Annotated in this window: 10 protein-coding genes; all 10 read left to right on the plus strand. The window is 60.3% G+C overall.

Features of this window, described 5'->3' with window-relative positions; genetic code table 11:
- The first annotated feature begins 202 nt into the window (after positions 1-202).
- A complete protein-coding gene (locus FE782_RS18475) occupies positions 203-967 on the plus strand; it encodes a DeoR/GlpR family DNA-binding transcription regulator (protein ID WP_138195721.1) in 765 nt (254 codons plus the stop codon).
- Positions 968-1,696: 729 nt separating this feature from the next.
- Positions 1,697-2,560, plus strand: a complete 864-nt coding sequence (locus FE782_RS18480; protein ID WP_238392554.1) for an SMR family transporter — start codon at positions 1,697-1,699, stop codon at positions 2,558-2,560.
- A 42-nt stretch (positions 2,561-2,602) separates the two neighbouring features.
- A complete protein-coding gene (locus FE782_RS18485; protein ID WP_158299451.1) occupies positions 2,603-3,694 on the plus strand; it encodes a metallophosphoesterase family protein in 1,092 nt (363 codons plus the stop codon).
- Positions 3,695-3,972: 278 nt separating this feature from the next.
- Positions 3,973-5,955, plus strand: a complete 1,983-nt coding sequence (locus FE782_RS18490; protein ID WP_138195724.1) for an ABC transporter substrate-binding protein — start codon at positions 3,973-3,975, stop codon at positions 5,953-5,955.
- Positions 5,956-6,066: 111 nt separating this feature from the next.
- On the plus strand, positions 6,067-7,053 hold the full coding sequence (locus FE782_RS18495) for an ABC transporter permease (protein ID WP_238392555.1): 987 nt from the start codon (positions 6,067-6,069) through the stop codon (positions 7,051-7,053).
- Positions 7,054-7,055: 2 nt separating this feature from the next.
- Positions 7,056-8,201 (plus strand): ABC transporter permease, encoded by a 1,146-nt coding sequence (locus FE782_RS18500; protein WP_138195726.1) that lies wholly within the window; start codon positions 7,056-7,058, stop codon positions 8,199-8,201.
- Positions 8,202-8,209: 8 nt separating this feature from the next.
- Positions 8,210-9,250, plus strand: a complete 1,041-nt coding sequence (locus FE782_RS18505; protein ID WP_138195727.1) for an ABC transporter ATP-binding protein — start codon at positions 8,210-8,212, stop codon at positions 9,248-9,250.
- Between the two features lie 17 nt (positions 9,251-9,267).
- The gene (locus tag FE782_RS18510) at positions 9,268-10,278 is read left to right on the plus strand and encodes an ABC transporter ATP-binding protein (protein WP_138195728.1); all 1,011 of its coding nucleotides are present in this window, start codon (positions 9,268-9,270) and stop codon (positions 10,276-10,278) included.
- A gap of 3 nt (positions 10,279-10,281) precedes the next feature.
- The gene (locus FE782_RS18515; protein WP_138195729.1) at positions 10,282-10,857 is read left to right on the plus strand and encodes an HAD family hydrolase; all 576 of its coding nucleotides are present in this window, start codon (positions 10,282-10,284) and stop codon (positions 10,855-10,857) included.
- A 16-nt stretch (positions 10,858-10,873) separates the two neighbouring features.
- On the plus strand, positions 10,874-11,923 hold the full coding sequence (locus FE782_RS18520) for a LacI family DNA-binding transcriptional regulator (protein ID WP_138195730.1): 1,050 nt from the start codon (positions 10,874-10,876) through the stop codon (positions 11,921-11,923).
- Position 11,924: the final 1 nt, after the last annotated feature.

The raw sequence follows: 11,924 nt of genomic DNA on the forward strand, positions 1-11,924 counted from the left end.
TATAACCGAAATGGAATATTCCAGTCAAGGAATATTTAACGTGCATCTTGTTCGTGTGCGAAGCCGGCGGCATCGAGCTTGCAAGCAGGCGAATAACGCCGGAGCGGATCGCGCGGGGCAGGGGATGTGTGTTTTTTTGTGATTGCGCGTGCGCGTGTGGTACACTTTTACATAACAGATTCGCCGAGGTAGAGGTGTTCCGATGCTTGCGCACGAAAGACATGCCGAAATCTTACGCGTCTTGCACGAACTGCAGTCCGTGAAGACGACGGAATTGATCCGAAGATTCGACGTCTCCTTCGAGACGATTCGCAGAGATTTGGAGTTTTTGGAAAAGGAAGGCGCCCTCGCCCGCGTCCACGGCGGCGCGACGCTGCCGGCTGCCGAGTATCGGCAGGAGCTTCCGTTCACGGTGCGGGAGCGAAAGCGCGTCCCGGAAAAACAGGAGCTCGCGGCGAAGGCGGCGGAGCTCGTCGCGGAAGGGCAGTCGCTGTTCCTCGACGTCAGCACGACGAACACCGAGTTCGCGAAGGCGCTGAAGCAGCGTTTCGAGCGGCTGACGCTTATTACGAATTCGTTCCCGATCGCTTCGCTCGTCATGGATAAACCCGGGTTTACGATTTTGTTCATCGGGGGCGTCGTCCGGAACGAGGAGATGTGCGTCGTCGGCGGCTTCGCGGAGGCGTTCGTGGAGCAATTCCACGCGGACGCGTTCTTCATGAGCGCCAGCGGCATCTCCTTGACCGACGGCGTCACCGATTACGGCGTCGGGGAAATTCAATTGAAGAAACGCATGATGGCGCGCTCCAAGAAGGTTATCGTGGTGGCCGACAGCAGCAAGTTCGACGCCGTGTCGCTAACGTCGGTGTGCGGACTAGACGAGATTCACGGCATCGTCACCGATTCGAAGCTGCCGCCGGAGACGGCGGACAAGTACCGATCCGTAGGCTTAGAGATCTACGCGTAAACTGTTGCGTCGCGAACCTCCCATTGCCGGGAGGTTTTTTTTGCTGTTGCTCACTTTGATTCCTCGTCTACTTTACCCTTCCCAATCGACCGCTTAACGCGAGTTTCGTCTCCGTAGGCAGCAATGAATCGAGGCATACCTCCTCAACCTCCTGATTTAATTGTACGTGAATATGCCCTGCGCTCAGGCGCCGAAGCGCACAACGGTTGGGCGCTTCGAGCCCAATGGCTGTGCAAATTCTGCACACTACCAGTGCAGTTGCCGGCTTTCGGCGGTTGCTCGGGTGCGCGCCGGCGCCGAAGTGCACAACGGTTGGGCACATTGAACCCAATGGCTGTGCAAATTCTGCACGCTACCAGTGCAGTTGCCGGCCTTCGGCGGTTGCTCGGGTGCGCGCCGGCGCCGAAGTGCACAACGGTTGGGCACATTGAACCCAATGGCTGTGCAAATTCTGCACGCTACCAGTGCAGTTGCCGGCCTTCGGCGGTTGCTCGGGTGCGCGCCGGCGCCGAAGTGCACAACGGCAGGGCACATTGAGCCCAACCGTTGTGCAAAATGTGCCCACCGCCGGTGCAGCTGTCTACAGTCGCGCGGTCGCTTGGACGCCCGTCGCGCTCCCGATAAGATTTCCGATTGACAGGAATGCATTTCCGGTGTTAATTTGTATTCGAGTGTCAATATGTGTGAATGTGTGTATTTAATTGTGTGTTCATCTGTTCGCAGAAGGAGGTGTCATGGACCATCTTACCCGTTCTGCTGGTGCTGGCATCCGGCATCGCGCATGCTCTCTGGAATCTGTTAGCCAAGCGGAGCGACGACAAAGCCTTATTCCTATTATGCATCTTCGTACCGACGACGGCGTTGCTTCTGCCCCGGCTCTTCGAAGAGCTGACGAGACCCGGGGTGCCGCCGCAAAGCTATTGGCTGCTGCTGCTGTCGTCGATCGTGCAGGGCTTCTATGCGTTCTTCCTCTCGAAATCGCTGACGCACGGGGACATCTCGCAGGTGTATCCGATGATGCGCGGCATCGGGACGATGCTCCTGCCGCTGATGAGCGTGCTCTTGTTGAACGAACGGCTGACGGCTTGGGGATGGGCGGGGCTTACGCTGATTGCGTCGGGCTTCCTCGCGATGAGTGGCCTGGCGTTCGCGCGCCGCCGCAACCCGATCGCTCCCAAGATCATTGCGTATACGCTCGCGGTTGGGTTGTGTACGATGGGATACGTCCTCGTCGACAAGGTGAACCTCGGCCAGTTCTCGCCGCCGGCGCTGCTCGCCGCCTCCAACATCGGGTTCATGGCGGGACTCGTTCCGTTCGTCCCGTTCCGGCGCATCCGGTGGAAGAAGCTCATGAAGGAGCACGGCGCAACGCTCGCGATCGGATCGATTCTGTCGCCGGGCTCTTATTTATTGTTTCTTTTCGCGATGAGCTTGTCGCCGCTGACGTACGTGGCGCCGCTACGCGAGATCGGCACCGTCTTCGGTACGCTGTTCGGCATCTATCTGCTGCGCGAGCCGAAGGAAGCGGTGCGAATCGTTTCGGCCTGTATGATTTTCTCGGGCATCGTGTTGATCGGCGGTTGGGGCATGTAATCGCTAGTTACATAGAAGGGGCGTGGAAGGAACATGTCGAAAATGGGGAAAACCGTAGCCGTCGAGACGTCGTCGTACGCAAGCGAAATTCAAGCCGTCGCCGAAGCCGTCGAAGCGAGCCGGACGGAAGGGGCGCTGTCGTTCGCCTTCATTACGGATCTGCACCATCGCGCGTCCGGGAACCAGCTGCGCGCCGCCTGGGCGCTTCGCGAGCTGTCGGCGAGGCTCCGCCTCGACTTCGTGCTGCACGGCGGCGACGCGAGCGTGAACGGCCCGAAGGAGGAGGTCGTCACGGCGCAGCGGGAGATGGCCGAGGCGCTCGCGGGGGCGGGCGTGCCGGTGCTGACGGCGAAGGGCAATCACGACGATAACTCGATTTACGATCACGAGCGGAAGACCGGATCGACCGAGCATGTCGTGTTTCCGCAGGAGTCGAAGGCGATCTGGGGCGCCGCTTCGATAGCGGTCGCCCGTTATGACGACTCCCGGCCGGACTCGCTCTATTTCTATGCGGACTTCCCCGAGAAGCGCGTCCGCGTCGTCGTGCTCGACTGCATAGACCACCCGTACCGGCTGAAGGAGAGCGGGGAGCTCGCGTATGTAGGACAGTGGCATTATGTGTTTTCCCAGGGGCAGCTGGAGTGGCTGGCGCACCGCGCGTTCGACTTGCGCGACCGACCGGAGTGGAGCGTCTTGATTTTATCCCATGTCGCGATCCTGCAGGACGGCGTGTTCGGTACGGACCATCCGGTCCGCAACGGAGAGGCGCTCTGGGACATCGTGAAGGCGTTCCGGACCGGCGATCGATTCCGGGGCGAAGGCGGCGAAGGCGAATTCGCGTATCGGATCGACGCGGATTTCGCGGCGCAAGGCGCAAGAGACGTGATCGGCTGTTGGTTCGGGCACGTGCATCACGACCAGGTCGTCGTGCGGGACGGCATTCCGAATATTTCCGCCGTGAACGCATGGACGCTGCAGGAGTTCCCCGAATCGCCGAAGCGGGAGGAAGGCTCGATCACCGAAACCGCCTTCGATATCGTGACCGCGGACCTCGGCGCGAAAGTATGCCGGTTGACTCGTTTCGGCGCGGGGGCGTCGCGAACGGTGTCGTACGGAGGGGGAAAATATTTTTAGCAAAATTTTTCAATTTCCCTATTGAACTTCTGCAGATTCCCTTGTAATATGCAAATTAAGTCAAGGTAAAGCGCTTACACATGAAAGGTTAAGCGCTTTACCTTATGATTTGGATTCCTTTTAAACCGGTTTAAATCCACTTACATAAAAACAGAGCACCTAGATCGATACCTATGGGACCGGTTACGACGAGCGGAGGTGAACGGACGGTTCGGGTTAGTCGGCTTCGCAAAACAAAACAATGGAAGACATGCGGAAACTCTATAGGAGGGGTACTCTTGAACAAATCAAGGCTGCTGGTCGCAATGACATTGGTATTGTTCTCCGTTCTGTTCGCGGCGTGCACGAAAGACGAGGCGGCGCCGAGCGACGCTCCGAAGCCGTCCGAGACGACGGAAAAGAAAGACGACGCGGCCGAGCCGACGGAAGCTCCCGCCGAAACCGTCGTCGTCCAAGAAGCGCCGATGCTGTCCGAGCTCGTGGCGAGCGGCGCGATCCCGCCGCTCGCGGAGCGGCTGCCCGTCGAATCGGACATCATGGTGGAGCCGGTCGTCGAAGAGATCGGTCAGTACGGCGGCGAATGGAAGATGCCGTGGAACGGTCCCGGCGACCGCTGGACCGTCGGACAGCCGACGGAGGAGTCGCTGTTCCGCTTCAGCAAGGACGGCGGCAAGGTGGAGCCGAACGTGGCGAAGGGCTATGACGTCAACGAAAATTCCACGGAGTTCACGATATACCTTCGCGAAGGCATGAAGTGGTCGGACGGCGAGCCGTTCACGGCAGACGACGTCATTTTCTACTGGGAGCACATGTTGAAGAAGGAGACGTTCGGAAAGAAGGTCTACGATGCGTATTACTCCGTCGACCCGGCGACGGGCGATAAGGCGCTCGCCGAGGTGACAAAGGTCGACGATTACACGTTCAAGGTGACGCACAAGTATCCGAGCGTGCAATTCCTCGAGCGCGTCGCGATCGACAACAAGTGGTTTTTCGCGCCGGAGCACTTCCATCGCACGATTCTGCCGGAGTTCGTCGGCGAGGAGAAAGCGCTCGCGATCGCGAAGGAGTGGGGCTTCGAAGACGTGCAATCGTTCCTCGTCGCCACAGGGTACTATTACTGGATCAACCCGGAAATTCCTACGCTTCGCGCATGGGTGGCGAAGAACGATCCGGACAGCGACCAGTTCATCATGGAGCGCAACCCGTACTACTGGAAGGTCGACGAAGAAGGCAAGCAGCTGCCGTACATCGACCGCATCGTGGCGACGAAGATCCAAGATCCGAGCCATAAAATTCTCGGCACGCTGGCCGGCGACTACAACCTGACCTGGTTCGGGGCGGCGGACTTCACGGTGTTGAAGGAGAACGAGCAGAAGGCCGGCTACCGCGTCATCCCGTGGTCGACGGCCGCATGGTCGAGCGCCGGCGTCCAGCTCAATCAGACGATCGCGGATCCGAAGCTGCGCAAGCTGTTCCAAGACGCGAAATTCCGGGAAGCGCTTTCGATCGGCGTCAACCGCGTCGAGATTACGGAAATTTACACGAACGGCATCGCAGAGCCGATCCAGGCATCGGTGCCGGAAGGGCTCGTCGGCTATCAGGACGGCTGGAGAGACCAATGGGCGGCATACGAACCGGATCGCGCGAATCAGCTGCTCGACGAGCTCGGGCTGAAGAAGGGCGCCGACGGCTTCCGGACGCATCCCGACGGCTCGGATCTGACGCTGACGATCATCGACGGCACGACGGATACGGCTCCGTTCCTCGAGCTGCTGAAGAAATATTACGAAGAGATGGGGCTGAAGACCGACATCAAGGTCGTCGACCAAGCGACGCATCAAGAGCTGAAGTACTCCAACCAAGTGCCGTTGCATACGGAAAATATTTCGGTCGCCAACGTCGCGTTCCGTCCGGATACGCTGGTGCCGCTTCGCGTGTTGACGCCGTGGTCGATCGAATACGGCCGATACGCGGAGACCGGCGGCAAGGAAGGCATGGCGCCGATCGGTGACGTCGCCGAAATCATGAAGCTGTGGGATCGAATCAAAGCGGCGAAGACGACGGACGAGATTAACAAGCTCGCGGCCGACATCGTCAAGATTCACCAGAAAAATCAATGGGTCATCGGATACGCGGGACCGACGCCGAACCTGATCGTCGCGTCCAACAAGATCCGTAACGTACCGACCGATCTGATCTGGGCGGACGAATTCCGCTCCCTCGGTCACGCGCACCCGGCTCAGTTTTTCATTCAGCCTTAACCCCGCGTCGGGCGCGGGAGGACGCGGCGAAGCGACGAGCTTCGCCGCCTTCCTTCCCGGGAAGCCCCGCGAACCGTTACGGAGAGGAACGTGTGCGAGATGCTTCAATACATGCTGAGAAGAATCGTGCTGGTCATTCCCGTCGTCTTCTTGATCTCTATCATCGTGTTCTATATCATCCAGCTTCCGCCCGGGGATTACGTGTCCAACTACGCGGCGAAGATGTCTGTCGCCGGCGACGTCATGTCGCAGGAGGACATGGATAAGATGCGCGCGACGCTCGGCCTCGATCGTCCGCTCTACGAGCAGTACTTCTTATGGATGAAAAATATTTTGCTGCACGGCGACTTCGGATTTTCCTTCAATTATAACAAGCCGGTCACCGCCGTCATCAGTCAATATATGGGTCTCACGCTCGTCGTGTCCCTCGTCACGATGGCGTTCCAGTATCTCGTCGCCATTCCGATCGGCATCTACTGCGCCGTGAAGCAGTATTCGGCGGGCGATTACATTTTCTCGGGACTAAGCTTTCTCGGCATGGCGACGCCGAACTTCCTCATGGCGATCATCTTGATGTACCTGTCGTACACGTGGTTCGGCGACCCGCTGCTGGGCTTGTTCTCCAGCGAATACGCGAACGCTCCGTGGTCGTACGACAAGATGGTCGACCTGGCGAAGCACTTAGTCATCCCGGTCATCGTCATCGGCCTCGCGAGCACCGCGGACCTCATCCGCGTCATGCGAGGGCAGATGCTGGACGAACTGAATAAGCCGAACGTCGTGACGGCGCGGGCGAAGGGACTGTCCGAGACGAAAATCTTGTTCAAGTATCCGACGCGCGCGGCGCTCAACCCGATCGTCAGTACGTTCGGCTGGTCGCTGACGTCGATCTTCACGGGCTCCACGATTACGGCGATCGTCCTGAATTTGCCGATCCAAGGTCCGGTCATGTACCAAGCGCTGCTCGGGCAAGACATGTACTTGGCCGGCTCGTGGCTGTTGTTCATGGCGCTCTTGACCGTCGTCGGGACGCTGATTTCCGACATTCTTCTCGCGTGGCTGGATCCAAAAATTCGAACCGAATTCAGGGGAATGTAGCGATGAGTATGATACCGGCTTTAGGAAGACGACGCGCCGAAACGGCCGCCCCCGCCAAGAAAAAGGACGCCAACTACAGCTCGCAATGGCGGCTGATGTACCTGCGCTTTAAGAAGCATAAGCTGGCTCGCATCAGCCTGATCGTTCTTGGCTTGTTGTACGCGGTGGCGATTTTCGCACGCTTCATCGCGCCGTACGGTCTGGAGAGCTACGACAGCAAATATGTGAACGCGCCGCCGATGATGCCCCGCTTCGTCGACGCGGACGGGAACTTCCATCTCCGCCCGTTCGTCTACGAGCTGAAGTCGGAACGCGATCCCGAGACGATGCGCAAGATGTTCGTAGCGAACGAAGACGTTCGCTACCCGTTGCAGCTGTTCGCCCGCGGGGAGGAATACAAGTTCCTCGGCTTGTTCCCGACGACGATACACTTGTTCGGCGTGGAGGAGCCGGGGCGGCTGTTCCTGCTCGGCACGGACGGAATGGGACGCGACCTGTTCTCCCGCATCGTGCTCGGCAGCCAAATCTCGCTCAGCATCCCGATCGTCGGCGTCGGCATCAGCTTCGTGCTCGGGCTGTTCATCGGAGGCGTCTCCGGTTATTTCGGCGGCAGGCTCGATTCGTTCATTCAACGCGTCATCGAGGTTATCCGTTCGTTCCCGACGCTGCCGCTGTGGATGGCGCTGTCCGCCGCGATTCCGCCGCGCATCCCGGTCGTCACGATGTATCTGTACATCGTCATCATTCTCGCGTTCATCGGCTGGACCGATCTCGCGCGGGTCGTGCGCGGCAAGTTCATCTCGCTGAAGAACGAGGATTACGTCCTGTCGGCGAAGATCGCCGGCGTCAGCGACGCGAAGATCATCGTGCGCCATCTCGTTCCGGGCTTCATCAGTTACCTCGTCGTCGCGACGACGCTGGCGATTCCCGGCATGATTCTCGGCGAAACGGCGATGAGCTTCCTCGGTCTCGGCATCCGCTCGCCCGCGACGAGCTGGGGCGTGCTGCTGCAGGAGGCGCAGAAGATCGAGAACGTCGCGTTGTATCCTTGGAAGCTGATTCCGCTCGGCGTCGTCGTTACGACGGTGCTGACGTTTAACTTCTTGGGCGACGGCATGCGAGACGCCGCCGATCCTTACAAGAAATGAGGGAGCGCATGACGACGACAATTCGCGAAGCGGCGGCGCCGGCTGCGCCGCTGCTGTCGGTAAGGGATCTTCGGATTCAGATCGAGATGGACAACGGGATTATGCACGCGGTGGACGGCGTCGACTTCGACATCAAGAAGGGGCAGACGCTGGGACTCGTCGGGGAGTCCGGCTGCGGGAAGAGCCTTACGAGCCGCGCGATTCTCGGGCTGAACCCGAAGGAATGCCGAACGACGGGCAGCATTCGATTCCGCTCTCCGGGCGACGGCGCGGGCGGCAAGGAGAGCGACGGGGTGGACATCGTATCGCTCGACCCGACGGGCCGGCGCATCCGGTCGATCCGCGGCCGCCGAATTTCGATGATTTTCCAGGAGCCCATGACGGCGTTCTCGCCGATGTACACGATCGGCAATCAAATCGTCGAGGCGATCCGGCAGCATCGCACGAAGGACAAGAAGGAAGCCAAGCGTATCGCCCTCGAGATGCTGAGCAAGGTGGGAATATCGGACGAGGCGAAGCGGTTCGACCAGTTTCCGCACGAATTTTCCGGAGGGATGCGTCAGCGCGCGATGATTTCGATGGCGCTGTCCTGCAACCCCGAGCTGCTGATCGCCGACGAGCCGACGACGGCGCTGGACGTGACGATCCAGGCGCAGGTGCTCGATCTGATGAAGTCGCTCCAGGCCGAATTCGGCATGGCGATCCTATTGGTCACGCATGATCTCGGCATCATCGCGGAGATGTGCGACGAGGTCGCGGTCATGTACCTCGGGAAGATCGTCGAGCAAGCGCCGGTGAAGGAGCTGTTCGCGAACCCGAAGCATCCGTATACGAAGGGGCTGCTGAAGTCGATGCCGCGTCTCGGCGGCAACAAGAGGCGGCTCGATTCGATCGAAGGCTCCGTGCCGCTGCCGATCGACATGCCGCCGATGTGCGGCTTCTACGACCGCTGCAAGGAACGGATCGAAGGCGTATGCGACGCGCGGGCCGTTCCGGCGACGGATGTCGGCGAGCGGCATACGGTCCGATGCTTCCTACATTCGAAATAAAGCGAGGGAAGGCGCCCATGGTCCAACCGATCTTGCAAGTGAAACGGCTCAGCAAGGACTATCGCGTGGAGTCCAAGGCTCGCGGGCTGTTTCGGAAACCGTCCTACGTCCGCGTGCTGGACGATGTATCGTTCGAGCTGTACGAGGGAGAGACGTTAAGCGTCGTCGGCGAATCGGGCTGCGGCAAGACGACGCTCGGCCGCTGCATCGTTCGCGGCATCGAAGCCAGCGAGGGGGAAGCGCTCTATGCCGCCGAAGGCGGCGAACGCGTGGATTACTTAAAGCTGAAGGGGAAGGACGCCAAGAAGTATCGCAAGGACATTCAGATGATTTTCCAAGATCCTTATTCGTCCTTAAGTCCGCGGATGAGCGTCTTCGACATCATCTCCGAGCCGCTCGCGGCAAGCTTCAAGCTGAGCAGGGACGAAGTCGAAGCGAAGGTGGCGGACATCGCAGAGAAGACGGGGCTGAACGTCAATTACTTGCGCCGCTACCCGCATGCGTTCTCCGGCGGCCAGCGGCAGCGGATCGCCATCGCCCGGGCGCTCGTCTCCCGGCCGCGGCTCGTCGTCTGCGACGAGGCGGTATCCGCGCTCGACGTCTCGATTCAGGCGCAAATCATTAATCTGCTTAAGGATTTACAGGAGCAGTTCGGCATCACGTACGTCTTTATTTCCCACGATCTCTCGGTCGTGCAGAACATCTCGGACCGCGTCGCGGTCATGCACCTCGGGAAGATCGTCGAGCTCGCTTCTTCGGAGTCGCTGTTCGCGCGGCCGAGGCATCCGTACACGGAGGCGCTCATGTCGGCCGTGCCGCAGCCGGACCCGGAGCGCAAGAAGGATCGCATCATTCTGGAAGGCGAGGTGCCGAATCCGGCGAATCCGCCGAGCGGCTGCCACTTCCATCCGAGATGTCCTTACAAGACCGAGATGTGCGCGAAGGAAGCGCCGTCGATGAAGGACATCGGCGAGGGGCATTACGCGGCCTGTCACTACGCGGAACAACTGACATTACGGGGGGTCTGACGCATGAACGGTTCTAAAGAGGAGAAGCGATTGATCCTGTTTCTGGATTGCGGGGACACGATTATCGACGAAGGCACCGAGGTTCGCGACGAGAACGGCATCGTCGTCGAGGGGAAGGTCATTCCCGGCGCGGACGTCATGGTGAAGACGCTGGCGGAGCGAGGCTATCGCCTGGCTCTCGTCGCGGACGGGCGGGCGCAGTCGTTCGTCAATCTGCTCACGATGAACGGCGTGTACGATTGCTTCGAGACGATGATTTATTCGGAGCCGATCAAGGCGGAGAAGCCGAGCCCGCGCATGTTCAAGGCGGCGATCGGCGCGATGGATTTAAGCGAACGGGACGTCGGGCGCATCGTGATGCTCGGCAACAACTTAAGCCGGGACGTGAAGGGCGCGAACGCGATGGGCATAACGAGCGTGCATCTGGATTGGACACCACGGTATCCGAAGATTCCCGCCGACGCGTCGGAGGCGCCGACGTATACGGTGTCCGATCCGCTCGAGTTCGTGGAGCTGGTCGAACGGCTCGACGCGGCGCTGACGGCTTCCGAAGCGGGTTCCGCGAGCACGGCGTCTTGAAAGGAAGAGCGGCGCCGTGAGCAAAATCGACGAAGTGGCGAAGCTGGCTCGGGTGTCGAAGGGCACGGTATCGAACGTGTTCAGCCAGAAGCGCCCGACCAGCAAGGAAGTGACGGAACGCGTGCTGCGCGCGTCTCGCGAACTGAACTACGTGCCCAATCAAATCGCACGCAGCTTAGTGACGAAGCGGACGATGGCGATCGGGCTGACGATTCCGCACGGCCGGTTTTTCTTCAGCGCGTTCCATACGCAATTCATTAACAGCGTCGTGCTCGAGGCGGCCCGGTACGGCTATCGCGTGCTGCTGGACATGATTCCGGCGCAGGATATCGCGACGCCGTTCCTCGCCAGCTATCCGATCGACGGCGCGGTCGTCATGGACCCGCGGGAGGCGGACGACCGGATCGAGCTGATGCAGCGGGAGGGCATCCCGTTCGTGACGATCGGCCGGGTGCAGGCGACGGCGCCGACGCCGACGGTCGACAACGACAATCGGAAGATCGTGCGCGACATCTGCGATTACTTGTTCGCGCTCGGCCACGGCAGAATCGCGTTCCTGAACGCGGGCGTCTCGACGACGGTGGCGGCCGACCGCCGGGAGAGCTTCCTCGAAGCGATGGCGGGTCGAGGCGTCCGGATCGAGCCGTGGATGATGTTCCACAAGCCGGAGCTGTCCGACGAGCGGTATTCCAATTACGGCTACGAAGAAACCAAGCGGGTGATCGAAGACTCGGGCGGACGGGCGACCGCCCTCATCGCGGACGACGACCGGACGGCGTTCGGCTGCCTGCACGCGCTGAAGGAGCTTGGCCTCGACGTCCCGAACGACATCTCCGTCTTCGTCATCTGCGGCGACGATTCGATGCTGACGCGGTCGACGCCCGCGCTGACGAGCATGGATCTTCGGCCGGCGGACCTCGGCGCGCGGGCGGTGACGACGCTGCTGCGCATGCTGGGCATCGTCGACGGGGACGTCGACGAGCGATGCATCGTGGACAGCGGGATCGTCGAGCGGAGCTCTTGCGCGGCCGCTCCGAATCAAGGGAGGAATCGGGTTGAACGATAAC

Origin of the sequence: Paenibacillus antri, assembly GCF_005765165.1 — a bacterium.
Classification (GTDB): Bacteria; Bacillota; Bacilli; order Paenibacillales; family YIM-B00363; genus Paenibacillus_AE; species Paenibacillus_AE antri.

Bases quoted from the DNA above. Each gene is read 5' to 3' on its own strand.
- FE782_RS18475 (WP_138195721.1), top strand. From the start codon at position 203: ATGCTTGCGCACGAAAGACATGCCGAAATCTTACGCGTCTTGCACGAA.
- FE782_RS18485 (WP_158299451.1), top strand. From the start codon at position 2,603: ATGGGGAAAACCGTAGCCGTCGAGACGTCGTCGTACGCAAGCGAAATT.
- FE782_RS18495 (WP_238392555.1), top strand. From the start codon at position 6,067: ATGCTGAGAAGAATCGTGCTGGTCATTCCCGTCGTCTTCTTGATCTCT.
- FE782_RS18500 (WP_138195726.1), top strand. From the start codon at position 7,056: ATGAGTATGATACCGGCTTTAGGAAGACGACGCGCCGAAACGGCCGCC.
- FE782_RS18505 (WP_138195727.1), top strand. From the start codon at position 8,210: ATGACGACGACAATTCGCGAAGCGGCGGCGCCGGCTGCGCCGCTGCTG.
- FE782_RS18510 (WP_138195728.1), top strand. From the start codon at position 9,268: ATGGTCCAACCGATCTTGCAAGTGAAACGGCTCAGCAAGGACTATCGC.
- FE782_RS18515 (WP_138195729.1), top strand. From the start codon at position 10,282: ATGAACGGTTCTAAAGAGGAGAAGCGATTGATCCTGTTTCTGGATTGC.